Here is a 23,339-nt window from a genome sequence, read left to right on the forward strand (position 1 = left end):
CAAAAAACCGTGCGGGGCCAACCCGCCCGATCAACAACAGAGGGAACACAAATGAGCTTCACTCGCCGCAATCTGCTTCTTCTCGCTGCCGCCATCGGTATCGCCGCCGGCCCCGCCACCGCCTATGCCGCCGACGTGCTGAATGTCGGCGCCTACCCGACCAATCCGCCCTTCGAGTACAAGAACGAGAGCGGCACCTTCGAGGGCTTTGAGGTCGACATCGTCAACGAGGCGGCCAAGCGCGTCGGCATGACCACCGATATCGCCGACCTCGGCTTCCAGGCGCTGTTCGCCGCCACGACGTCGAAGCGCATCGACGTCGCCATCTCGTCTATCACCATCACGCCGGAGCGGCTGAAGTCGCAGTCGTTCACGCAGCCTTACTATGATTCCGACATGGGTATCGCCACCAAGACCGACAGCCCGATCAAGGCCGAGGCCGACCTCAAGGGCAAGATCGTCGGCGTGCTGTCCGGTTCGACCGGCGAAACCTGGGTCAAGGCGCATCAGGAGGCTGACGGCTTCAGCGACGTGAAGGGCTACGACACGCAGCAGAACCTGCTGCTCGACCTCAGCGCCGGCCGCGTCGACGCCGCCGTCAGCGACATTCCGGGCATGCAGTATTCCTTCACCAAGATGAAGGACCTGACCGTCAAGGAGCGCATCAAGACCGGCGAACAGTACGGCCTGATGATGACCAAGGACCACCCGCTGCTCGGCAAGCTGAACGACGCCCTGACCGCGATGAAGAAGGACGGCACGCTGGCCGCGATCCACAAGAAGTGGTTCGGCAGCGACGCCCCAGCCGACTCTTCGACGGTCAAGGAAATGCCGCTGCCGAAGGCCTGAGCGGCAATGCACTGAAATCGTGCCGGCTTTCCAGGCCGGCACGATTCATTTGATGCTCTGGCGCCAGCTTCGGCGCAAATCGTCTCGCCATCGGCGAGGCCGATGAATTTTAACTGAGCACCCTTTGCTCTGGCGTCACGGGACGCAAAACGGTTCGGGAACGCTCCCATGTCGCTGCTGGACACTTTCTTCAACCCCGACGTCATCATGTCCAGCCTGCCGGCGCTGCTGCGCGGCTTCCTGAACACGCTGCTGCTCGGACTGCTCAGCATCGGCATCGGCATCCCCATCGGGCTGGTGATCAGCCTGCTGCGGCTCTACGCGCCGAAGCCGCTGCGGTGGATCGCGATCGGTTACACCGACATTTTCCGCGCTTTGCCGGTGCTGGTCGTGCTGATCCTGATCTACTATGCGCTGCCTTTCCTCGGCATACGCCTGTCGTCCTGGACCTCGGCGGTGACCGCGTTTGCCATCATCATGTCGGCCTATTCGAGCGAAGTGTTCCGTTCCGGCATCGAAAGCATTCCACGCGGCCAGTTCGAGGCGGCGCAGGCGCTTGGCCTGCCATTCCTGCTGACCTTGCGCAAGGTGGTGCTGCCGCAGGCGGTCCGGGTGGTCATCCCGCCGATGACCAGCAATTGCGTCTCGATGTTCAAGGACACCTCGCTCGCCTCGACCGTGGCTCTGCCGGAACTCTTGAAGGAAGCGACCAACGCGCAGTCGCTCTACGCCAATCCCTCGCCGCTGATCGGCGCGGCCCTTGTCTATCTCATCTTCCTCTGGCCGATGGTCCGCCTCGTCAGCCTGCTCGAGCGCCGCTTCAAGACTGAGAAGACGCGCTGACCGCGCCAACTGATCCCAACCGCCAAGTCCTTCGCAGGAGCGTACCCGTGAACAAGCATCAAGCCCACAATGCGAACGCCGCCGCGTTCCCCGTCGACACCATCCGCGCCATGTTTCCAGCCCTGCAGCAGGCCGGCGACTTCATCTTCCTGGACAACGCCGCCGGCGCGCAGATCCCGCAGAGCGTGCTCGACGCGGTGACCAACCATCTGGTCGCGCACAATGTGCAGCGCGGCGGCCGCTATGGCCGCAGCGTCGCCGTCGACCAAGCGGTCGCCGATGCGCGCGCGAGCGTGGCCTTGCTGATCAACGCCACCAGTCCCTCGGAAATCTGCTTCGGCATGAACGCCACCTCGTTCATCCGCCTGGTCAGCCTCGGCATCGGCCAGATGCTTCAGGAGCGCGACGAGATCGTCATCACCGACATGGACCACGATGCCAATATCGCCACATGGCTGGCGCTGGAGCAGGCCGGCGCCAAATTCAAATGGTGGCGGATGCGCGACGACGGCAACCTGCACGTCGACGATCTGCGCCCGCTGGTTTCCGATCGCACCCGCCTCGTCGCCTGCACGGTGACGGCGCATTCGATCGGCTCGATCGTCGACGTCGCCTCGGTGGCCAGGATCGCGCACGCGGCCGGCGCGGAAGTGTTTCTCGACTGCGTGCATTACGGGCCGCACGGGCTGATCGACGTGCAAGCCTGGGACTGCGACTACCTCGTTTGTTCCGGCTACAAGAATTTCTCGCCGCATATGGGCTTCCTGTGGGGCCGCTTCGAAACGCTGAAGCGGCTGCCGACCTTCCGCGAGGATTTCATCCCCGACGAGCCGCCCTACAAGGTCGAGGCCGGCACCTTCATCTACGAGAACGTCGCGGGCATGGATGCGGCGGTACAGTATCTGGAACTGATCGGCCGCAACCTTGCGCCATCCAACAACCGCTCGCGGCGCGACAACATCGTCGCCGGCATGGGCGCCATCCGCGACTATGAGCTGGTGCTGGCGCGCGAGATGCTCGCCGTGCTGAAAGGTTGCGGGGCGACCATCTATGGCGTCGCCGACGAAGCCCGCATCAATGAACGCGTGCCGACCTTCTGCTTCAACATCGGCAAACTGTCGCCGCAGCGGATCGTCGAGGAAATGGCCGAAATGCAGATCGGCATCCGCGACGGCCACATGTACGCGCCGCGGCTGATGAAGCGCCTCAACCTGTCGATGGACAGCGGCGCCATCCGCGCTTCGCTGGTCCACTACAACACTGTCGATGAGATCCACCGTTTCGGCGAGGCGCTACGCGCCATCATCGCCAAATTGTCTTGAAATGGCTGGTCCCGGCGACTCCGCTCCGAGCGCCAATGATGCGGCACCTCTTGTTGTGCTCAGTGAGCCCACACCAGAGGACATCGTCGCGCTCGAGGATAGCCTCTACGGCTTCAACGTCGCCGCCACCGGCGTCGATGACGGCCGCTATTTGTCGATCTTCCTGAAGAGAGACGACGGGACGATCTATGCCGGTCTCCACGGGCACAGTTGGGCGGGCGTGTGCGAGATCAAAACGCTATGGATCGCTGACAGTGAGCGCGGCAAGGGCCTTGGCACACGCCTCCTCGCCGAAGCTGAGCAGGAGGCACGGCGGCGCGGATGCCATGTCATCCATCTTTCGTCCTTCACCTTTCAGGCGCCGGATTTCTACGAGAAGCATGGATTTCAGCGGCTGGCGCAACTCGAGGACTTTCCGCGCGGTCACGCCAATGTCCTGCTCGTGAAGGTGCTGGCGCCCGCCGCACCCGCCTAGACTAGTTTGCCTCGTCAGAAGACCGTGACAGCCGGAGTCAGGCGGCGGCCTTCTTCTTCGCCAACCTCGCCTTGATCGAGGCGACGTCGGCGCGCGGCGTCGCCGCGAACAGCGTCCTGGTGTAGCTGTGCTTGGGATCGGCGAAGACCTCCTCGCGCGAGCCGTATTCGACCGCCTCACCGAAATACATCACCATCACATCGTCGGCGATATAGCGCACCACGGACAGGTCGTGGCTGATGAAGACATAGGTCAGCTGGAATTCGTCCTGCAGGTCGGCAAGCAGGTTGAGCACCTGCGCCTGCACCGACAGGTCGAGCGCGGAGACGGGCTCGTCCAGCACCAGCAGGCTAGGGTTGAGCATCAGCGCGCGGGCAATGGCGATGCGCTGGCGCTGGCCGCCCGAGAACATGTGCGGGTAGCGGTTGTAGTGCTCGGGTCCGAGGCCGACCTTCTTCAGCATCTTCATGGCGAGGTCGCGCCGTTCCTCGGCCGGCTTGTTGGTGTTGATGAGCAGCGGCTCGCCGAGCACGTCGCCGATCTTCTGGCGCGGATTGAGCGACCCGTAGGGGTTCTGGAAGACGATCTGCACCTTGCGGCGCATCTCCTTGGTCAATCCGTTCCTGGCGATGTCGACCTTGTTGCCGTCGATGAACAGCTCACCCGACGTCGCCGGATCGATCAGCGTGATGATGCGGGCGAGCGTCGACTTGCCACAGCCGCTTTCACCGACGATGGCCAGCGTCTTGCCCTTGTCGACGCTGAACGAAACGCCCTTGACCGCATGCACCGTGCGCTGGCCGCGAAACAGGCCGCCACCAATATGGTAGTCGCGTACGATGTTCTTGCCTTCGACGACCTTGATGCTCATGCGGCGGCTCCCGAGGGCGCCGGCTCGAACAGCATGTCGGACACGGTCGGCAGCCGGTCGCCGACGGCATTCTCCGGCAGCGCCGACAAAAGCGCGCGGGTGTAGTTGCTCTTCGGCGATTCAAACAGCGACAGCACGTCGGCCTCTTCCATCTTGCGGCCCTTGTACTGGACGATGACGCGGTCGGCGGTCTCGGCCACCACGCCCATATTGTGGGTGATCATGATCAGGCCCATGCCGTATTTGGCCTGCAGCGAGACCAGGAGATCGAGGATCTGCTTCTGAATGGTGACATCGAGCGCCGTCGTCGGCTCGTCGGCGATCAGAAGCTTCGGATTGCAGGCGATGGCGATGGCGATCATGACGCGCTGGCACTGGCCGCCCGACATCTGGTGCGGGAATGAGTTGAGCCGTTCCGCCGGCTCGGCAATGCCGACCTGCGTCAGGAGTTCGATGGCACGCGCCCGGCGTTGTGCACCGTCCATGCCCATATGGAAGCGCAGAACCTCTTCGATCTGGAAGCCCACGGTGAAGCAGGGATTGAGGCTGGCCATGGGTTCCTGGAAGATCATCGATATGTCCTTGCCGATGATCTTGCGCCGCTCGGCCGGGCTCAGCTTCAGAAGCTCGCGGCCATTGAAGCTCATGCGGTCGGCGGTGACCTTGGCGGTCCATGGCAGAAGGCCCATCACCGCCAGCATCGAGACCGACTTGCCGGAGCCGGATTCGCCGACGATGGCCAGCACTTCGCGTTCGTCGACATGCAGCGACACGCCGTCAACCGCCCGGAACGGACCTGACGCGGTCTGGAATTCGACGACGAGATTCTGGATCTCGAGCAGCGCCATCACGACCTCCTCAGTTTCGGATCGAGCGCGTCGCGCAGACCGTCGCCGATCAGATTGATGGCAAGCACGGTGATCAGGATCGCAAGGCCGGGGAAGGTCACCACCCACCAGGCGCGCAGGATGAATTCGCGCGCCGAAGCGAGCATCGTGCCCCATTCGGGCGTCGGCGGTTGGGCGCCGAGGCCGAGGAAGCCGAGAGCGGCCGCTTCGAGGATGGCGTTAGAGAACGACAAGGTGCCCTGGACGATCAGCGGTCCCAGGCAATTCGGCAGGATGGTGCGAAGCATCAGCCTGATATGGCCGGCGCCGGCGACCTTCGCCGCCACGACATACTCGCGGCTTTTCTCCGCCATCACGGCGGCACGCACCAGCCGCGCGAAATGCGGCTGCAGGACTAGCGCGATGGCCAGCATAGCATTGAACAGGCCGGGGCCAAGGATGGTGACCAAGACAAGCGCCAGGAGCAGCGACGGGAACGCCAGGATGAGGTCCATCAGGCGCATGATCGCGACGTCGACCCAGCCGCGGAAATAGCCGGCCAGCAGGCCGAGCGTGATGCCGCCGGTGAGCGCCAGCGTGACCACGACCGCGCCGATGAGCAGCGAAAAGCGCGCGCCGAAGAGCAGGCGCGAAAGGATGTCGCGGCCGACAGGATCGGTGCCAAGCAGGTATTGCGCGCTGCCGCCGGCCTGCCAGGCCGGCGGTCTCAGAAACGCGGTCTTGTCCTGAATGTCGGGCGCATAGGGCGCAAGCAGCGGCGCAAACAGCGCCGCCAGCACCAAAAGGATGAAGACGAACAGGCCGATCACGGCGCCGCGGTTGACGGAAAAATAGTGCCAGAAGGTCCTGAACCCGGTCAGGCGGTCAGGATTGCCAGCGGCGAGCGCGGTGACTTCGGTCGACTGGCTCATCACGCGGCCCGTATGCGCGGGTTGATGACGGCGTAGAGCACGTCGACGATGAGGTTCACGGCCATGACGATGAGGGCGATCAAGAGCAAGCCTGACTGCACGACGACGTAGTCGCGCTTGAAGATGGAATCGACCATCCACTTGCCGATGCCCGGCCAGGCGAAGATGGTTTCGGTGAGGATGGCGCCAGCAAGCAGCGTGCCGATCTGCAGGCCGATTGTGGTGACCACCGGGATGAGCGCATTGCGCAACGCATGCAGACCGACCACCCGCGACGGCGACAGGCCCTTGGCGCGCGCCGTGCGCACATAGTCCTCGCCCAGAACTTCCAGCATGGCCGAACGCGTCTGGCGGGCGATCACAGCGAGCGGGATGGTGCCCAGCACGATCGCCGGCAGGACCAGGTGGCTCAAGGCCGACCGGAAGGCATCCCATTTGCCATAGAGCAGGGTGTCGATGGTCATGAAGCCGGTGATCGGCTTGAAGAAGAACTGCAGGCCGATGCGGCCCGAAACCGGTGTCCAGCCGAGGTAGCCGGAGAAGAAGATGATCAGCAGCAGGCCCCACCAGAAGATCGGCATGGAATAGCCGACGAGCGCCGTGCCCATCAGCGACTGGTCGAACCAGGAGCCGCGCTTGACCGCGGCGAAGATGCCGGCTGGAATGCCGAGCACCATGGCGAAAATCATGGCGAAGAACGACAGCTCCATTGTCGCCGGAAAGAGGGTCTTGAACTCCTCCATCACCGGGCGCTTGGACGAGATCGAGACGCCGAAATCACCGGTGGCGACCTCACCGACATAGCGGGCATATTGCTGCCAGATCGGCAGGTTGTAGCCGAACTGTTCCTTGAGCTCCTCGTAGCGCGCCGGCGCCACGCCGTGTTCACCGGCCATGGCAAGGATGGGATCGCCGGGCAGCAGCCTGACGAAGGCGAAGGCACAGATAGTGAGGCCGACAAGCGTCGGAATCAAAAGTGCAATTCTGTGAAGAATATATTTGAGCATGGCGAAGGGGGCGGCGCTCTAGAGCGCCGCCCCACTCAATATCTTATTCAGCTTTGTCGACGCCGTCGAAGCGGTGAATGCCGAGCGGGTCCATCATGAAACCGCTGACATTCTTGCGCACGACCGCGTAGACTTGGCTATGCGCCAGCAGGAAGGCCGGAGCCTGCTTCTGGAAGACCACCTGCGCCTGTTCGTAGAGCTTGGTGCGCTCGGCCTGGTCGCTGGTCTTCTTGGCCTTCTGGATCAGGTCCTCGAAGTCCTTGTCGCACCAGCTCGAGTAGTTCGAGACGCCGATAGCGGAGCAGGCGAACAGCGTGGCGAAGAAGTTGTCCGGATCGCCATTGTCGCCGGTCCAGCCGATCTGGAAGGCGCCTGGACGATCCTTCTTCTTGCCCTCCGAGCGATACTTGGTCCACTCGTAGTTGACGATCTCAGCCTTGACGCCGACCTTGGCCCAGTCGGCCTGGATCAGTTCGGCGGCACGCTGGAAGTTCGGGTTGTAAGGACGAACGCGATCGGAAGCCCAAAGCTGGATTTCCGTGAGCCCGGCAGCGGCCAGCACCTTCTTGGCGGCTTCCGGATCATAGGCGTCGGACTTCACATCCTTGTTCCACGACCACATGGTCGGCGGGATCAGGTTTACGGCCGGCGTGGCGCCAGCGTCCTGGAACAGCGACTTGATCAGCGATTCCCGGTCGATGGCCTGGTTGAGCGCATGGCGCACCTCGGGCTTGTCGAGCGGCGGGATGGTGGTGTTGTAGCTCATGTAGCCGATGTTCAGGCCGGCCTGATCCATCAGGGTCACGTCGGTGTTGGCCTTGATCGTGCCGATGTCGGCAGGATTCGGATAGGGCGCGATGTCGCATTCGCCGGCGAGCACCTTCTGGATGCGGGCGGTCGCGTCAGGGGTGATGGCGAAGACGAGATCGTCGATCTTCTCCTTGCCCTTGAAATAGTCCGGGTTGGCCGCATAGCGGATGACCGAATCCAGCTGGTAGTCGACGAACTGGAACGGACCGGTGCCGATCGGCTTGGTGGAGAAATCGGCCATCTTGCCGGACTTCTCCAGCTGGTCGGCATATTCCTTCGACACGATCGAGGCGAAGTCCATGCCGAGATTGGCCAGCATCGGCGCATTCGGCTCGGTCAGCGTCAGCTTGACGGTCAGGTCATCGACCTTTTCCCACTTGGCGACGTATTTCGGCATGTCCATGCCGGTGTAGTAGTCCCAGGTCAGGTTGGGCAGATACTTGTCACCGTTCCAGGGATTCGCCTTGTTGAACTGACGATCGAAAGAGAAGACCACGTCATCCGCATTGAGGTCGCGGGTCGGCTTGAAAAAATCGGTGGTCTGGAACTTCACGCCCGGATGCAGGTGGAAGGTATAGACCAGACCGTCGTCGGAGATTTCCCACTTGTCGGCAAGGCCGGGCTCGACCTCGGTACCGCCATGCTTGAATTCGACCAGACGCGAATAGACGGTACGCGACGAGGCATCGAAGTCGTTGCCGCCGGTCGTCGTACCTGGATCAAAATTGGCCGGCGACGCTTCCGAGCAATAGACAAGCGTCTTTGCATTGGCCATGCCGCCCAGGACGCTTGCGGCCAGCAACGCGGCCGCAAAAGCGAGTTTCTTTTTCATTGAGCACTCCCTGATGTTCTTCCAAGCCCCTCTATCAGGCTCGCGAAGCGCGCATATAAGCACCGTTTTTCCGGCTTTGGAACACCCCGTTTGCTTACCCCGCGGGAAGCAGGAAAAAAATCCGCGATTTTGCCAAACGGCAGAAAAAATTAGCAGTTTTTTCCATTCACGCTATTATTAACAACCGCATTTTTTTATTGATCGCCAATCTGGCGATATTGATGGCGCGCGCGCCTCCGCTCGGCCGCGGATACGGGAAGAGACCGGTTCGAAGTGTCGGCGGCGGGAAAGATTTTCGGCGGCAAATCTTTCCCGTCCTGCCGCAGGGGCAAGACTTGCACGGCCGCCAATAGAGGCAATACATAGAAGATATCTAGGCAGCAGCGGAGGATGTCCCTGTCAATTCAGGGGCGAGCGCGGCGCGGACGAGCAAGAACGATCCAGGGAGGAACGGGTGGCAAAAACAGCAAAGAAGGCAGCGCCGGCAAAGGCACCGGCAAAGGCGGCCTCGAAACCGGCCGCCGGCCCTGACCGACAGGGGGCGCCCGCCACCAAAGCTGCGACCGTGAAGGCAAAAGCAAAGCCAGCAAAACCGTCCCCGGTAAAAACGGCAGCCAAGACCGCCCCGGCAAAGACCGCGTCGCCAAAGGCGGCTCCGGCGAAGGCTGCAGCTTCGAAAGCCGCGCCGGCCGCGAAGCCCGTCGCAACTGCCGCCAAGCGACTGCCGAAGGCGCTGACCGCGCTCGCCGCGGGGCTGCCGGAAAAGCCGTGGCTCAAGAGCTATCCGAAGAACATGCCGGCCGAAATCGGCGTCCTGCCCTACAGTTCCATCGGCGACTTCCTGGTCGCCACCTGCAAGCAGTTTTCCGCCCAGCCCGCTTTCACCTGCATGGACAAGTCCATCAGCTACGCCGATATGGAGCGGCTGTCGGCGGCCTTCGGCGCTTATCTGCAGTCGAAAGGTTTGCAGAAAGGAGCGCGCGTCGCCCTGATGATGCCGAACGTGCTGCAATATCCGGTAGCGATGATGGCCATCCTGCGCGCGGGATACACCGTGGTGAACGTCAACCCGCTCTACACACCGCGCGAACTCGAACATCAGCTCAAGGATTCCGGCGCGCAGGCCATCGTCATCCTGGAGAACTTCGCCAGCACGTTGCAGGCCGTGATCGCCAGGACCGCGGTCAAGCATGTCGTCGTCGCGGCGATGGGCGACATGCTTGGCGGGCTGAAGGGGACCATCGTCAACCTCGTCGTGCGCCGCGTGAAGAAGATGGTGCCGGCATGGTCGCTGCCCGGCCATGTCAAGTTCAACGCGGCCGTGAAGGCCGGTGCCGGCCTGCGCTTCACGCCAGCCACGGTGGCGGCCGGCGATGTCGCCTTCCTGCAATATACCGGCGGCACCACGGGGATTTCGAAGGGCGCGGTGCTGCTGCACAGCAACGTGCTGGCCAATGTCGTTCAGAACGCGCTGTGGCTGGAAGACGCCTACACTTACAAGCCGAAGCCGGCGCATCCGAACTTCATCTGCGCACTGCCGCTCTATCATATCTTCGCGCTGACGGTGAACGCGCTGATGGGCATGCAGCAAGGCGCCCGTAACGTGCTCATTCCCAATCCGCGCGACATCCCGGGTTTCGTCAAGGAACTGGCAAAATACCCGGTCCACATCTTTCCGGGTCTCAACACGCTGTTCAACGCGCTGCTCAACAACGAGGATTTCCGCAAGCTCGACTTCAAGCCGCTGATCCTGACGCTGGGCGGCGGCATGGCGGTGCAGAGGGGCGTCGCCGAACGCTGGAAGTCGCTCACCGGCTGCCCGGTCACCGAAGGCTACGGCCTCTCGGAGACTTCCCCGGTGGCCACCGCCAACAAGTTCAGCGCCAGCGATTTCACCGGCACGATCGGCCTGCCGCTGCCGTCGACGGAGATCGCCATTCGCGACGACGACGGCAACAACCTGCCGCTCGGCGAGGTCGGCGAGATCTGCATCAGGGGGCCGCAAGTGATGGCGGGCTACTGGAACCGGCCGGACGAGACCGCCAAGGTGATGACCAAGGACGGTTATTTCAAATCCGGCGACATGGGTTTCATGGACGAGCGCGGCTACACCAAGATCGTCGACCGCAAGAAGGACATGATCCTAGTCTCGGGCTTCAACGTCTATCCGAACGAACTCGAGGAAGTCGTCGCCCAGCATCCGGGCGTGCTCGAAGTCGCGGCGGTCGGCGTGCCGGACGAACATTCGGGCGAAGTGCCGAAGCTGTTCGTCGTCAAGAAGGATCCGGCGCTGACCGCCGAGGTGCTGACCGCCTATTGCCGCGAGAACCTGACCGGCTACAAGCGGCCCAAATACATCGAATTCAGGACCGAGCTGCCGAAGACGCCGGTCGGCAAGATCCTGCGGCGGGCGCTGCGGGAATAGGCAGGATCTTGGCTGACAAGCTCGCCGCCGCCGATGCGCCGGTTCGGCGCTCGCGCCTCGACCCGGCGACGTTCATCAAGGCGAACATGCGCCTTGTTCCTGTCCCAGCGCTTCCCGAGATCCAGTTCTACACGGCTCATCCCGGCAGCGGGTTGAGGCGGCTCGTCGAGCCCGAGGACGAGAACGACGAGGAGGATTCGCCGGAGCCACGACCGCCCTACTGGGCCTATGCGTGGGCCGGTGGCACCGTGCTCGCGCGCTATGTACTGGACCATCCGACGACAGTGGCCGGGCGCCGCGTGCTCGACCTCGGCGCCGGCTCCGGCATTGTCGGCATTGCCGCCGCGAAAGCCGGGGCGCGCGAAGTGATCGCCGCCGAGATCGACCGCAACGGCGTGGCCGCGCTCGGCCTCAATGCTGCAGCCAACGGCGTCGCCATAACGGTGATCGGCAAGGATATCACCACGGGTTCGCCACCCGCGATCGACCTGGTGCTCGCCGGCGATCTGTTCTACGGGCAGGACGTCGCCTGGCGGGTCATTCCCTTCCTCGACCGCTGCCTCGCCGCCGGCATCGAAGTCCTGGTCGGCGACCCGGGCCGGGCCTACCTGCCACGATCGCGGCTGCTTCTGCTTGCCGAATACGAGGTGCCGGATTTCGGCCAGACGAAAGGCACAGCACTGGAGCCGAGCGGCGTCTTTCGTTTCGAGGCGGATATGGCATCCGCCAGTGGTGCCGATATCAGATCGTCTCCTTGACCCGCGCCGAAAGGAAATCCGGCAGATCGGCAACGGAATCGAGGACGGCGTCGGCAATGCCGGCCAGCGATTCACGGGTGCCGGTGCCCGAGAGCACGCCAATCGCCAGGCCGCAGCCACCGGCCCGCGCCATTTCGAGATCGTGGCGGTTGTCGCCGACCATGGCGATCGCCGACGGCTGCAAGCCGGTGAGATCGCAAAAGGCCAGGATCGTATCGGGCGCCGGTTTGGGATTGGCGACAGCATCGTAGCCATAGGCCGCGTCGAACAGTTGAGCGACGCCGAGCGTGACCAGCGTCCTTTCCGCGCCGCTGGTCGAATCGTTGGTCGCGACACCAAGCCGGTAGGATTTCCTGTGCAGGGTGTTGAGCGTCTCGACGATGCCCGGCAGTGCCACCGCCATCGCCGAGCCCTGCACCGAGGTGATCTCGTTGAAGCGGGCGACGGCCAGCATCTGGTCCTCGTCGGACAGGCGCGGGAACCACAGCTCGACGACGTCCATGTTGGTGCCCGAGGCAAAGATCGAATCGGGCTTGAAACGTCGGTTGGCGAAATCGAAGCCGGCTGCCGCGAGCAGCCTGTCGGCTTTCCAGCGATCGCCCTCGGACGCATCCATGGCCATGAAATCGGCGACGCCGAGCCAGGTGGCGTTGAAGTCGACAAGCGTCCCGTCCTTGTCGAACAATATTCCCTTGATGTCTGCCAAGCGCTTCACTCCGACCCACGCAAATGGTGGATGTATTCCACCAGACCAGCGGTCGAGGCGTCCCGCTTTGCGGCACTTTCCTTGCCCTCCACGACAGGCAAAAGGCCGGTGGCCAGTTCCTTGCCGAGCTCGACGCCCCACTGGTCGAAGGAGTTGATGTTGAAGAGCGTTCCCTCGACGAAGACGCGGTGCTCATAGAGCGCGATCAGCCGGCCGAAGGTGCGCGGGTCGAGTTTCCGGTAGAGGATGGTCATCGAGGGCCGGTTGCCGGAGAAGACGCGGTGCGGGGCGATCTTGTCGACCTCGGCAGGCTTCATGCCCTTGGCCAGCATCTGGGCGCGCGCCTCCTCCAGCGTACGGCCCTTCATCAACGCTTCCGACTGCGCCAGGCAATTGGCGAGCAGCAGATCGTGCTGGTGCTTGAGCTCCGGCTCGTGGCCGACGGCCGCGGCAAGGAACTCGACCGGGATGAAATCGGTGCCCTGGTGCAGCAGCTGGAAGAAGGCATGCTGGCCGTTGGTGCCGGGCTCGCCCCAGACCAACGGCCCGGTCGGCGTCGTCACCGCCACGCCTTCGAGGGTGACGCTCTTGCCGTTCGATTCCATGTCGAGCTGCTGCAGATAGGCCGGCAGCCTGGACAGGCGCTGGTCGTAAGGGATGACGGCGCGAGCCGGATATCCGCAGATCACGCGATGCCACCAGCCGACCAGCCCCAGAAGCGCCGGCAGGTTCTCCTGGATGGGCGCGGTGCGGAAATGCTCGTCCATCTCATGGGCGCCATCCAGGAAGGCGCGAAAATTTCTGGGGCCAACAGCGATCATCACCGGCAGGCCGATCGCGCCCCAGACCGAATAGCGGCCGCCAACCCAGTCCCAGAAGCCGAAGACGCGATCCCGCTCGATGCCGAACTTCGCCACCAGGTCGAGCGCGGTCGAGACGGCGGCAAAATGCTTGCCCACCGCATCCTTGCCGAGCGCTTCCTGCACCCATTTGCGCGCCGTCTCGGCATTGGTCATCGTCTCGACGGTGGTAAAGGTCTTGGATGCGATGATGAAAAGCGTGGTCTCGGCGGAGAGGCCTTTCAGCGTGTCGTGGATATGGGCGCCATCGATGTTGGAGACGTAATGCGCGCGCGGCCCGTCATGATAGGGCGCCAGCGCCAGCGTCGCCATGGCCGGACCGAGATCGGAACCGCCGATACCGATGTTGACGATGTCGGTGATCTTCTTGCCGGTGGCGCCGGCCGCCTTGCCGGAACGCACGGCATCGGCAAAAGCGCCCATCGCGTCGAGTACGGCGATGACGTCCGCCTTGACGTCCTGGCCATCGACCGTGACGCCTTTGCCGGTCAGGTTGCGCAGCGCCGTGTGCAACACGGCGCGATCCTCGGTGACGTTGATCTTCTTGCCGGCGAACATCGCGGTGCGACGGCCTTCGAGATCGGCGGCCTTGGCGAGCTTTTCCAGCAAATCCATGGTGACCGCATCGACAGCGCATTTCGACCAGTCGAGCAGAAGGTCGCCGTCGGTGGCGGAGAAGTTCTCGAACCGCTTCGAATCGGCGGCGAAGGCCTGGCGCATGCTGGCAGGTGCGGCGGCACGATGGTCGCGCAAGGCGGCAAGCTGTTTTTGAAAGGCTGACTGATCCACTGGCGGGGGGACTCCTGACGTTTTCGACGCACCATATCAGACCGGATGTTTCCGGCGCGTGTCGTCGCGCCAAAACTATTGAGCCGAATTCCATCCGGTTCAATGCGCAGCGATGACGCAGTGCACCATGCGGCGATGATGCAACGCATCACGCGGGGGCTGGGTTTCGGCGGAAGGATCACTGGCATAAATCTCAAAGATCAGAAAAATTGATTGGCGCAACACCTTGTGCCACCGTTACATTCGACTGGTCCAGCCAAGCGAAAAAAGCTGGCCATCGAGGAACATCTCCCATGCCACAGCGTAACGACACGGCGATATGGTCCGGCCTGTTCCGGATTTCGGCTGAATCCGGCCAGACCCTGCAGGCGCAGATCCGCCAGGCCATCGTTGCAGCCATTCTCGATCGCCAGATCGCCGCTTCGATGCCGCTTCCCTCGTGCCGGATCCTCGCCGAAAAACTCGGCGTGGCGCGCGGCACCGTCGTGCTGGCCTTCCAGCAGCTCGTCGACCAGGGATTCCTGGTGGCGCGCGAGCGGCGTGGCCATTTCGTCAATCCCGACGTGCTGGCGACACCGGCCAAGCCGCACCAGAAGGCGCCCGACCAGGCCAATGAGATCGACTGGAAGGCACGCCGCCAGATCGCCGCCAGCGACATGCCGCCGCCGGCCAAGCACGAGAACTGGATCAAGTCGTCCTACCCCTTCGTCTACGGCCAGTTCGACCCGGCGCTGTTCCCGACCGCCGAGTGGCGCGAGTGCAACCGCATGGCGCTCGCGGTGCTCGAAATCCGCAACTGGGCGTCGGACATGGTCGATCGCGACGATCCGCTGCTGATCGAGCAGATCCAGGCGCGGCTCTTGCCCCGGCGCGGCATTTTCGCCAATCCCGACGAGATCATCGTTACGCTGGGCGCCCAGAATGCGCTCTACATGCTGGCGACGCTGCTGATGACCAAGGGCTCCAAGGTGGCGATGGAGGACCCCGGCTATCCCGACGCGCGCTCGATCTTCCGGCTCGCGGGCGCCGACATCCAGCCGGTGCCGGTCGACCAGTCCGGCATCGTAACCGCTTCTATTCCCAATGATTCCGGCTTCGTCTTCGTCACGCCCAGCCATCATTGCCCGACCATGGTGCCGCTGTCGGCGGAACGGCGGCAGGATCTCCTGGCACGTGCCAACCGCTACAACCAGATCATCATCGAGGACGGCTATGACAGCCAGTTGCTCGACGAGGCGCCGCAGCAGGCGCTGAAGAGCCTCGACCGCTCCGGCCGCGTCGTCTATGTCGGCTCGATGTCGAAGACGCTGGCTCCGGGGCTGCGGCTTGGCTACATCGTCGCCTCCGCTGGACTAATCTCCGAACTGCGGGCCCTGCGCCGCTTCATGCTGCGCCATCCGCCAGCCAACAACCAGCGCGCCGTTGCATTGTTCCTGTCGCTCGGCCACCACGAGGCGCTTGTACGGCGGCTGTCGAGCGCCTTCGACGAGCGGCGCAAGCGCCTGGTCCATGCGATTTCCGCCTTCCTGCCAGAATGGCGTTCGACCGATTCGGCCGGCGGCACGTCGCTGTGGCTCGAGGGGCCGCGCGGCACCGATGCGCGCGGGCTGGCCGAGGCAGCCGCCTCGCGCAGCGTGATCATCGAGCCGGGCGACCGCTTCTTCGACCGCACCGAAAAGCCCTCGCGTTTCATGCGCTTGGGCATCTCCTCGATCGCGCTGCAGCACATCGAGCCCGGCATCCGCGAACTGGCCACCGCGGCCGGACGCAGGCCTGCCGCCGCCTGATCCATCGACCGATCCCTTCAGAGCCGCGCGCGCGGCTCTGGTCCTTTAGCTCTGGCATATGCAACCGGACTGGCTGGCTCATAGGCTGTGCCAATGCCGGCGGCATAGTCGGAGCATAAGGGGAAGAAGCAGCCGATGGTGGACCAACCGCCGCGCCCTGCTTCTCTGAAAGGTGGAGTGTCTGCATGTCTGTGGTTCTTGAAAAGCAGGAAGCGGCGGCGGATCAGCGTTCGCGCCGCTCCGGCGGGCGCGAAGCGCGCCGTGCCATGCGAGCCGCGCCGCTGGCCGACGACATCAAGCCGGTACGCGCCGGTCTCGAAGGCGGCAGCTACGGACCGCTGACCGGGAACGACCAGGAGCGCATTCACGAGGCGGTGCTGACCCTGCTGGAGACGGTCGGCTTCGCCAACGCCATTCCCTCCTGCATCGAAGCGCTGACCGAGGCTGGAGCCACCTACGCCGACGATGGCCGCATCCGGTTCCCGCGCGCGCTGGTGCTCGATACCATCAAGAAAGCGGCACGGAATTTCACCCTGCACGGCCAGGACCCCAAGCACGACATGCTGATCAAGGGCAAGCGTGTGCACTACGGCACGGCCGGAGCCGCCGTCCATCTGGTCGATGTCGAGAAGCGCGAATACCGCGAGTCGCTGCTGCAGGACATCTATGATGCCGCCCGCATCGTCGAGGGGCTCGACAACATCCATTTCTTCCAGCGGCCGATGGTGCCGCGCGACATTCCCGATCCGCTCGAAATGGACTTCAACACGCTCTATGCCTGCGTGATGGGCACGTCCAAGCATGTCGGCACCTCGTTCACCGTGCGCGAGAACGTGCAGCCAGCGCTCGAAATGCTCTATGCCATTGCCGGTGGCGAGGAGAACTTCCGCGCACGGCCGTTCGTCTCGAATTCCAACTGCTTCGTCGTGCCGCCGATGAAATTCGCCGAGGACGCCTGCGGCGTGCTCGAAGCCTGCGTCGAGGGCGGCATCCCGATCCTCCTGCTCTCGGCCGGACAGGCAGGCGCCACGGCGCCGGCGGCGATCGCAGGTGCTGTGGTGCAGGCAGTGGCCGAAGTGCTGGCCGGCCTCGTCTATGTCAACGCCATCAAGCCGGGGCATCCGGCGATCTTCGGCACCTGGCCGTTCGTTTCGGATCTCAGGACCGGCGCCATGTCGGGCGGTTCAGCCGAACAGGCGGTGCTGACCGCGGCTTGCGCTCAGATGGCGCAATTCTACGACCTGCCGGGCGGCTCGGCCGCCGGCATGACGGATTCGAAGCTGCCGGACATCCAGTCCGGCTATGAAAAGGGCATCACTGATGTGATGGCCGGTCTGGCAGGCCTCAATTTGGTCTATGAATCGGCCGGCATGCACGCCTCGCTGCTCGGTTTCTGCCTGGAAAGCCTGATCATCGACAACGACATGCTCGGCCACTGCCTGCGTTGCGTGCGCGGCATCGAAGTATCCGACGAATCGCTGTCGATCGACACCATCGCCGATGTCTGCCTGAAGGGACCGGGACATTATCTCGGCAACGAGCAGACGCTGCGGCTGATGCAGACCGAATATTTCTATCCGGCCGTCGGCGACCGGTTTTCACCGAAGGAATGGAACGAGAAGGGCCGACCCGACATCCTGCAGCGGGCGATCATCGAGAAGAAGCGTGTCCTTGCCGAGCGCTTCCCGCGCCATGTCCCCAAGCTGCTCGACGACAAACTGCGCGCCCGCTTTGGCGAGATGATCAAGCTGCCGCGCGGCAGCATGGGCGGATAAGCCCCCCTCCCTCGAAGCCGTCAGTCGGCGCTCAGTGCGTAGCGCTCGACGACCTCGGCACTGATCAGCTTGGCGTGCAGCGTCATCAGCACGATTTGCGCATCGAAGCTGTCGCCGGTCTCAAGGGCTGCTTCGATCCGCCGCTCCGCGTCGAGCCTGCCCTGAAGGCCGTTGGATCGTTCGAAGGCCTCCGGTCCGGCAATGCAATAGCTGAACAGCCGCGCCACCTCTGGATAGGCCTGGCTGGGCGGCTCGTCGGGCCAGCGATCCTTCATCAGATTGACGATGGTGAGTTTCACCCCCTCCGGCACGAGGGCCGGATGAAGGTCGGCGCCACGCAACGCCGCATCGAGCTGCCTGAGGTCGCCCGAGCGGCCGAACATTCCGAGGAAGCCGAGGGAAGAGCGTCGTCCCGCCATGATGGTCCAATCCGTTTCCAACCAGTTAGGTGGTTCGCAAGCGGAATACAAAGCATTGACATCTAGCCACTCGCCGCCAGCAGCAAGACACCGGCAAGGGCGGATCCGGCAAGCGTCGGCAGCATGCCGACCTTCAGCTTCAGGATGGCGATCATGGCGGCGCCGGAAAGCAGCGCCGCGCGCCAGTCGATCGACGAAAACACCGGCACATTCATGCCGAGGCCCATGTTGCGAACCTCCCGGAAGATGACGTGCAGGGCAAACCACAAAGCGAGGTTCATGATGACGCCGACAACAGCGGCGGTGATCGCGCCCAGCGCGGCGGACAATGCCTTGTTGCCACGCAGGGCCTCGATATAGGGGCCGCCGAGGAATATCCAGAAGAAGCACGGCGTGAACGTCACCCACAAGGTCAGCAGCGCTCCAAGCGATCCGGCAAGCAACGGGTGCAGCGACCCGGAATGGCGGAACGCGGCGATGAAGCCGACAAACTGCAAAACCAGAATGAGCGGACCTGGCGTCGTTTCGGCAAGCCCAAGACCGTCGACCATTTCACCGGGCGCGAGCCAGCCGAAGGACTGGACGGCCGCCTGCGCGACATAGGCGAGGACCGCATAGGCGCCACCGAAAGTGACGACCGCCATGAGACTGAAAAACCTGCCTATCTCGGTCCAGACGCTGGCAGAGCCGGTGAACCACCAGACCACGAGAACGGGTCCGAGCCAGATCGGCAGCCAGATCGCGACGGTGCGCGGCGCATGCCATGTCGTCGGTTTGACATGGGTGAGTTCGCCGCGCTCGAACATCAGGTCGACCGCACCCTTGATATCGGCAACATCGCCCTTGCCATGCGCCGAGCCGGAAAACAGGCCAGGAGCAACGCGGTCCCCCAGCCATCCCGTGAGGCCCGCGAGCAGGATGATAAGCGGGAACGGCACATTCAACGCATAGATGGCGATAAAGGCCGCGACCGCGACCGACACCATGACTGGGTTTTTCAGGGCGCGCCGGCCGATCCGGATCACCGCTTCGATGACAATGGCAAGCACCGCCGCCTTCACCCCGAAAAACAGCGCCTCGACGAGCGGTACGTCGCCATAGAGCATGTAGAGGCTGCTCAAGATCAGCATGACAAGCGCGCCCGGCACGACGAACAGGATGCCGGCAATGAGGCCGCCGATCGTCCTGTGCAGCAGCCAGCCAATGTAGATGGCAAGTTGCTGGGCTTCCGGGCCAGGCAGCAGCATGCAGTAGTTCAACGCATGCAGGAAACGCTGTTCACCGATCCAGCGCCGCTCCTCGACCAGTTCCTTGTGCATCATTGCGATTTGCCCGGCCGGTCCGCCGAAGCTGAGCAGTCCGATTTTCGCCCAGACCTTGACGGCTTCGGCGAAGGCCGGTGCAACCGGTGCCTGGACGCTCCCAGCCTTATCCTCCGGGACCAAAACGCTCATGACGGTTTACCTGTGCCTGCAGCGGGCCAGTTGTGCGTTTCTTCGGTGGCGTCGCGACACCAGCGGAAGAACGCATCGTAGAGCAGCATGCCTGCTTCCAGTTGTTCCAGATCGTCGCGAAACATACGCGACAGGCCAAGCGAGGCAGCCAGAAAGCCGGCCGCCTGGGGCACCAGGTCGAGGCTTGCGGTGTCGGCGGCGCGCACGATCGCGGCAAGGCGGTCCAGCGCTTCGGATTCAAGCTCGAACTCCTCGATCATCGTGTCGAAGGTGCAGCGTTCGCCGCGATGGCTCCAGAACACATTGTCTATGTCAAAAGGTACCGCCTGAAAGCGATCGGCAACGGCCAATACTTCGGCGGGTTCGACAAACAGGAAGACCGCGTGAGGATCGACGAAACGCCGGATCAGCCAGGGGCAAGCGATGCGATCGACCTTCGGGCGGGACCGCGTCACCCATATGGTGCGGCCCTGTTCGTCGCACGACGGCAACTTGTCTGTGCGGACCAGAAGCCCCTTTGCATCGCGCCAGGCTTCGAAGCCGCCTTCGAGCGATTCGGCGGGAATTCCCTCGTGCCGCAGCCAGGCTGCGACGCCTTGCGAGAGCTTTTGCCCTTTCTGGCAGACGACGGCCACTGGTTTGCCGGCGAACGCGGCCGCCCAGGTCGAAACGGTTTTGAAATCGCGCCGGGTCGAGGCTGGCAGCAGGCGCGGATCGGCGTCGAAATCTTCATCGATGCGAACATCGACGATTACCGGAGCACCCGGCAGACCGACCAGACGGGACAGTTGCGATACGGTGATAGCGGTTGTTGACGGCATGGCGTCCACCTCCTGGAAGAGAAGCTTGGACGCGAACGTTGGGCTGACGCCTCACGGGGTCGTCGCGATGCACCCCTTGCCATGATGGTGGATTTGTTGGGCACGCTTGTCAAGGATGGTGAGTGTTCTCGCCCACGGCCGGTGTGCGCCACGCTGAACGGAAAAACGGCAGGCGGCCTGATTGATCAGGTCGCCTGCCGTTGATCCCAGCATCAGTGATTATCGCAAGGAATAATCAATGATTGTCCTTGGGAATAATCGATGACTATCCCGGGAATAACCAATGATTACCCAATCAGTGGTTGTCCCTGGGGACACCGCTGGTGTGCGCGACGTCCTGGTATTTCACCGCCGGCTTCAGCACCATTCCCTCGGAGAACTGGTCGACCATGCCGCGCTGGATCTCCTGCCACGGCGTCTGGTGCTTCGGATAGTGATAGCCGCCATTGTTCTGCAGTTCGGCGCGGCGTCGGGTGATCTCGTCGTCGGTGACGAGGATGTCGGCCGTGCCCTTCCTGAGATCGATGCGGACGCGGTCGCCGGTCTTGAGCAGCGCCAATCCACCGCCGATCGCGGCTTCCGGCGAGGCGTTGAGGATCGACGGCGAGCCTGACGTGCCCGACTGGCGACCATCGCCGATGCAGGCGAGCGCATGGATGCCCTTCTTGATCAGATAGGCCGGCGGCTGCATGTTGACGACCTCGGCACCGCCGGGGTAGCCGACCGGGCCGGCGCCGCGCATGAACAGGATGGTGTGTTCGTCGATGCCTTGCGCCGGATCGTCGATGCGGGCGTGGTAATCCTCGGGCCCGTCGAAGACCATGGCATTGCCCTCGAAAGCCTCGGGATCCTTGGGGTTGGAGAGATAACGCTCGCGGAACTCCGGCGAGATGCCGCTGGTCTTCATGATCGCCGAATCGAACAGATTGCCCCTGAGGTTGATGAAGCCGGCATTGGCCTTCAGCGGCTCGGCGACGGTGCGGATGACGTCGATGTTCTCGTTGACGACCCCCTTGCAATTGTCGCCGATCGACTTGCCATTGACGGTCAAGGCATCTGGATGCGGCAACAGCCCGCCCTTCATCAGCTCGGCCACCACGGCCGGCACGCCGCCGGCATGATGGTAGTCCTCGCCGAGATATTCACCTGTCGGCTGCAGATTGACGATGAGCGGCACCTTGAGGCCGATCTTCTGCCAGTCGTCATTGTCGAGCGGCACACCGAGGTGACGGGCGATGGCGTTGAGATGGATCGGCGCATTGGTGGAGCCGCCAATGGCCGAATTGACGACGATGGCGTTCTCGAAGGCTTTCCGCGTCATGATATCGGACGGCTTCAAGTCCTCATGCACCATCTCGACGATGCGTTTTCCGGTCTCGTAGGAAATCTGGCCGCGCTCGCGATAGGGGGCGGGAATGGCGGCCGAGCCCGGCAGTTGCATGCCGAGCGCCTCGGCCAGCGAGTTCATGGTGGTGGCGGTGCCCATTGTGTTGCAATAGCCGGTGGACGGCGCCGAGGACGCAACGATGTCCATAAACTCGTCATAGTCGATCTCGCCAGCCGACAGGCGCTGGCGCGATTCCCAGACGATGGTGCCCGAGCCAGTGCGCTTGCCCTTGTGCCAGCCATTCAGCATGGGGCCAACCGACAGGGCAATGGCCGGAATGTTGACGGTGGCTGCCGCCATGAGCAGAGCTGGGGTCGTCTTGTCGCAGCCGATGGTCAGAACCACGCCATCGAGCGGATAGCCGTAGAGCACCTCGACCAGGCTGAGATAGGCAAGGTTGCGGTCAAGAGCGGCGGTCGGGCGCTTGCCGGTTTCCTGGATCGGATGGCACGGGAACTCGAAGGGAATACCGCCCATCGACACGATGCCTTCGCGCACGCGCTTGGCCAGTTCGATGTGGTGGCGGTTGCAGGGCGACAGATCCGAGCCGGTCTGGGCAATGCCGATCAGCGGCTTGCCGGACATCAGCTCGGCCCGCGTCAGTCCGTAATTCAGGTAGCGCTCCAGATAGAGCGCCGTCATCCCGGGATTGTCGGGATTGTCGAACCACTCCTGCGAGCGAAATTTTTTCTTTCTGGTGGGGGCGCCTGCCATCGTGGTCTCCGTATTTGTAAGACAAATCGATATGGCAACGCGCGAGAGCAGGCAAGAGGGACGCGCGGTCGCAACCGGACTTTGGTGCGATAGACATGCACCCAACCGTGCGTTAGGGCTTCGGGGCAGTCTTGCTCTGGGAGGTTTTCATGGCTTTGGTGATCGAAGGCGAGGAACACATCGCCGCACCCCTGCAAAAAGTGTGGGAAGCGCTGAACGATCCCGAGGTTTTGAAGGCGACCATTCCCGGCTGCCAGAGCCTTGAGATGAAGTCACCGACCGAGATGGCGGCGACCGTGGTGGTGAAGATCGGACCGATCAAGGCGACCTTCAACGGCGAGGTAACGCTGAAGAACCTCAAGCCGCCGCATTCCTACACCATCCAGGGCGAAGGCAAGGGCGGCATCGCCGGCTTCGCCAAGGGCGGCGCCGACGTGACGCTGACATCAGATGGGCCGGATGCCACGGTGTTGAAATACGTGGCCAAGGCCGATGTCGGCGGCAAGATCGCCCAGCTTGGCAGCCGGCTGATCGAATCGACCTCGAAGAAACTGGCCGGACAGTTTTTTTCGAAGTTCGGCGAGAAGGTGGGCGCGGCTTAGGCCGCTGCTTGAACAACGCTTGGCTTGTTCAAGGCTGGCGCTACCCGTTGACGATCCTGCTCTCCCCGTTGTTC

20 protein-coding genes are annotated in these 23,339 nt (G+C 63.3%); 9 read left to right on the plus strand and 11 right to left on the minus strand.

Translation table 11 applies throughout. From position 1 onward, the window contains the following. The first annotated feature begins 51 nt into the window (after nt 1-51). From AC56QP_RS14890 to AC56QP_RS14905, 4 genes are all read left to right on the plus strand, one after another. Nucleotides 52-849, plus strand: a complete 798-nt coding sequence (locus tag AC56QP_RS14890) for an ABC transporter substrate-binding protein (RefSeq protein WP_091584467.1) — start codon at nt 52-54, stop codon at nt 847-849. 168 nt (nt 850-1,017) lie between these two features. Further along, on the plus strand, nt 1,018-1,692 hold the full coding sequence (locus tag AC56QP_RS14895) for an amino acid ABC transporter permease (protein WP_489859211.1): 675 nt from the start codon (nt 1,018-1,020) through the stop codon (nt 1,690-1,692). Between the two features lie 47 nt (nt 1,693-1,739). Further along, a complete protein-coding gene (locus AC56QP_RS14900; protein ID WP_489859210.1) occupies nt 1,740-3,014 on the plus strand; it encodes a cysteine desulfurase-like protein in 1,275 nt (424 codons plus the stop codon). A gap of 1 nt (nt 3,015) precedes the next feature. Then, nucleotides 3,016-3,489, plus strand: coding sequence for a GNAT family N-acetyltransferase (locus AC56QP_RS14905; RefSeq protein ID WP_489859209.1), 474 nt, complete (start codon nt 3,016-3,018; stop codon nt 3,487-3,489). Nucleotides 3,490-3,526: 37 nt separating this feature from the next. Here the strand turns inward: AC56QP_RS14905 and AC56QP_RS14910 are convergent, their stop codons facing one another. Genes AC56QP_RS14910 through AC56QP_RS14930 form a run of 5 tightly spaced genes read right to left on the minus strand, consistent with a single transcriptional unit; the run spans nt 3,527 to nt 8,768 of the window. Continuing rightward, on the minus strand, nt 3,527-4,360 hold the full coding sequence (locus AC56QP_RS14910; protein ID WP_489859208.1) for a dipeptide ABC transporter ATP-binding protein: 834 nt from the start codon (nt 4,358-4,360) through the stop codon (nt 3,527-3,529). Then, nucleotides 4,357-5,208: an ABC transporter ATP-binding protein gene (locus AC56QP_RS14915; protein ID WP_256749027.1), complete on the minus strand. Its 852-nt coding sequence runs from the start codon at nt 5,206-5,208 to the stop codon at nt 4,357-4,359. The genes AC56QP_RS14910 and AC56QP_RS14915 overlap by 4 nt, the downstream gene beginning before the upstream one ends. Next, entirely contained in the window at nt 5,208-6,119 is a 912-nt protein-coding gene (locus AC56QP_RS14920) for an ABC transporter permease subunit (RefSeq protein ID WP_256749028.1), read from the minus strand. Before AC56QP_RS14920 ends, AC56QP_RS14915 begins: the two co-directional genes overlap by 1 nt. Then, nucleotides 6,119-7,126, minus strand: coding sequence for an ABC transporter permease subunit (locus tag AC56QP_RS14925; RefSeq protein ID WP_497100436.1), 1,008 nt, complete (start codon nt 7,124-7,126; stop codon nt 6,119-6,121). The genes AC56QP_RS14920 and AC56QP_RS14925 overlap by 1 nt, the downstream gene beginning before the upstream one ends. Before the next feature lie 43 nt (nt 7,127-7,169). Continuing rightward, complete coding sequence (locus AC56QP_RS14930; RefSeq protein WP_489859207.1) at nt 7,170-8,768, minus strand: ABC transporter substrate-binding protein; 1,599 nt, start codon at nt 8,766-8,768, stop codon at nt 7,170-7,172. Nucleotides 8,769-9,222: 454 nt separating this feature from the next. On the opposite strand from AC56QP_RS14930, the gene AC56QP_RS14935 reads away from it, so the two are divergent. Further along, nucleotides 9,223-11,193: a long-chain fatty acid--CoA ligase gene (locus AC56QP_RS14935; RefSeq protein WP_489859206.1), complete on the plus strand. Its 1,971-nt coding sequence runs from the start codon at nt 9,223-9,225 to the stop codon at nt 11,191-11,193. An 8-nt stretch (nt 11,194-11,201) separates the two neighbouring features. Then, a complete protein-coding gene (locus tag AC56QP_RS14940; protein WP_489859205.1) occupies nt 11,202-11,951 on the plus strand; it encodes a class I SAM-dependent methyltransferase in 750 nt (249 codons plus the stop codon). On the opposite strand, the gene AC56QP_RS14945 is transcribed toward AC56QP_RS14940, so the two are convergent. Together AC56QP_RS14945 and pgi are read right to left on the minus strand one after the other, a co-directional pair. After that, complete coding sequence (locus AC56QP_RS14945; RefSeq protein WP_489859204.1) at nt 11,935-12,657, minus strand: HAD family hydrolase; 723 nt, start codon at nt 12,655-12,657, stop codon at nt 11,935-11,937. The two genes, AC56QP_RS14940 and AC56QP_RS14945, sit on opposite strands and share 17 nt — an antisense overlap. Before the next feature lie 5 nt (nt 12,658-12,662). After that, nucleotides 12,663-14,306: a glucose-6-phosphate isomerase gene (gene pgi / locus AC56QP_RS14950; protein WP_489859203.1), complete on the minus strand. Its 1,644-nt coding sequence runs from the start codon at nt 14,304-14,306 to the stop codon at nt 12,663-12,665. Between the two features lie 293 nt (nt 14,307-14,599). On the opposite strand from pgi, the gene pdxR reads away from it, so the two are divergent. Both pdxR and AC56QP_RS14960 read left to right on the plus strand, forming a co-directional pair. Then, nucleotides 14,600-16,093, plus strand: a complete 1,494-nt coding sequence (gene pdxR / locus AC56QP_RS14955; RefSeq protein WP_489859202.1) for a MocR-like pyridoxine biosynthesis transcription factor PdxR — start codon at nt 14,600-14,602, stop codon at nt 16,091-16,093. Between the two features lie 185 nt (nt 16,094-16,278). Next, the gene (locus tag AC56QP_RS14960) at nt 16,279-17,868 is read left to right on the plus strand and encodes a trimethylamine methyltransferase family protein (protein WP_269906034.1); all 1,590 of its coding nucleotides are present in this window, start codon (nt 16,279-16,281) and stop codon (nt 17,866-17,868) included. Between the two features lie 20 nt (nt 17,869-17,888). Here the strand turns inward: AC56QP_RS14960 and AC56QP_RS14965 are convergent, their stop codons facing one another. The 4 genes from AC56QP_RS14965 to AC56QP_RS14980 all read right to left on the minus strand — a co-directional run bounded on the left by AC56QP_RS14965 (nt 17,889) and on the right by AC56QP_RS14980 (nt 22,663). Continuing rightward, nucleotides 17,889-18,287 carry a hypothetical protein gene (locus tag AC56QP_RS14965; protein ID WP_489859201.1) on the minus strand — a complete coding sequence of 133 codons (399 nt, stop codon included), beginning with the start codon at nt 18,285-18,287 and terminating at the stop codon, nt 17,889-17,891. 62 nt (nt 18,288-18,349) lie between these two features. After that, a complete protein-coding gene (gene chrA / locus AC56QP_RS14970; RefSeq protein WP_489859200.1) occupies nt 18,350-19,741 on the minus strand; it encodes a chromate efflux transporter in 1,392 nt (463 codons plus the stop codon). After that, nucleotides 19,738-20,562 carry a chromate resistance protein ChrB domain-containing protein gene (locus AC56QP_RS14975; protein WP_489863597.1) on the minus strand — a complete coding sequence of 275 codons (825 nt, stop codon included), beginning with the start codon at nt 20,560-20,562 and terminating at the stop codon, nt 19,738-19,740. Before AC56QP_RS14975 ends, chrA begins: the two co-directional genes overlap by 4 nt. Before the next feature lie 295 nt (nt 20,563-20,857). Next, on the minus strand, nt 20,858-22,663 hold the full coding sequence (locus tag AC56QP_RS14980) for an IlvD/Edd family dehydratase (protein ID WP_489859199.1): 1,806 nt from the start codon (nt 22,661-22,663) through the stop codon (nt 20,858-20,860). Nucleotides 22,664-22,812: 149 nt separating this feature from the next. Here AC56QP_RS14980 and AC56QP_RS14985 point away from each other — a divergent pair, with 149 nt between their 5' ends. Then, a complete protein-coding gene (locus AC56QP_RS14985) occupies nt 22,813-23,265 on the plus strand; it encodes an SRPBCC family protein (protein WP_489859198.1) in 453 nt (150 codons plus the stop codon). Nucleotides 23,266-23,339: the final 74 nt, after the last annotated feature.

This window comes from Mesorhizobium sp. RCAM 05104 (assembly GCF_059683645.1).

What these genes read in the sequence shown, in the direction of transcription:
- AC56QP_RS14890 (WP_091584467.1), top strand. Translation starts at nt 52, where the DNA reads ATGAGCTTCACTCGCCGCAATCTGCTTCTTCTCGCTGCCGCCATCGGT.
- AC56QP_RS14895 (WP_489859211.1), top strand. Translation starts at nt 1,018, where the DNA reads ATGTCGCTGCTGGACACTTTCTTCAACCCCGACGTCATCATGTCCAGC.
- AC56QP_RS14905 (WP_489859209.1), top strand. Translation starts at nt 3,016, where the DNA reads ATGGCTGGTCCCGGCGACTCCGCTCCGAGCGCCAATGATGCGGCACCT.
- AC56QP_RS14910 (WP_489859208.1), bottom strand. Translation starts at nt 4,360, where the DNA reads ATGAGCATCAAGGTCGTCGAAGGCAAGAACATCGTACGCGACTACCAT.
- AC56QP_RS14915 (WP_256749027.1), bottom strand. Translation starts at nt 5,208, where the DNA reads ATGGCGCTGCTCGAGATCCAGAATCTCGTCGTCGAATTCCAGACCGCG.
- AC56QP_RS14920 (WP_256749028.1), bottom strand. Translation starts at nt 6,119, where the DNA reads ATGAGCCAGTCGACCGAAGTCACCGCGCTCGCCGCTGGCAATCCTGAC.
- AC56QP_RS14925 (WP_497100436.1), bottom strand. Translation starts at nt 7,126, where the DNA reads ATGCTCAAATATATTCTTCACAGAATTGCACTTTTGATTCCGACGCTT.
- AC56QP_RS14930 (WP_489859207.1), bottom strand. Translation starts at nt 8,768, where the DNA reads ATGAAAAAGAAACTCGCTTTTGCGGCCGCGTTGCTGGCCGCAAGCGTC.
- pdxR (WP_489859202.1), top strand. Translation starts at nt 14,600, where the DNA reads ATGCCACAGCGTAACGACACGGCGATATGGTCCGGCCTGTTCCGGATT.
- AC56QP_RS14960 (WP_269906034.1), top strand. Translation starts at nt 16,279, where the DNA reads ATGTCTGTGGTTCTTGAAAAGCAGGAAGCGGCGGCGGATCAGCGTTCG.
- AC56QP_RS14965 (WP_489859201.1), bottom strand. Translation starts at nt 18,287, where the DNA reads ATGGCGGGACGACGCTCTTCCCTCGGCTTCCTCGGAATGTTCGGCCGC.
- chrA (WP_489859200.1), bottom strand. Translation starts at nt 19,741, where the DNA reads ATGAGCGTTTTGGTCCCGGAGGATAAGGCTGGGAGCGTCCAGGCACCG.
- AC56QP_RS14975 (WP_489863597.1), bottom strand. Translation starts at nt 20,562, where the DNA reads ATGCCGTCAACAACCGCTATCACCGTATCGCAACTGTCCCGTCTGGTC.
- AC56QP_RS14980 (WP_489859199.1), bottom strand. Translation starts at nt 22,663, where the DNA reads ATGGCAGGCGCCCCCACCAGAAAGAAAAAATTTCGCTCGCAGGAGTGG.
- AC56QP_RS14985 (WP_489859198.1), top strand. Translation starts at nt 22,813, where the DNA reads ATGGCTTTGGTGATCGAAGGCGAGGAACACATCGCCGCACCCCTGCAA.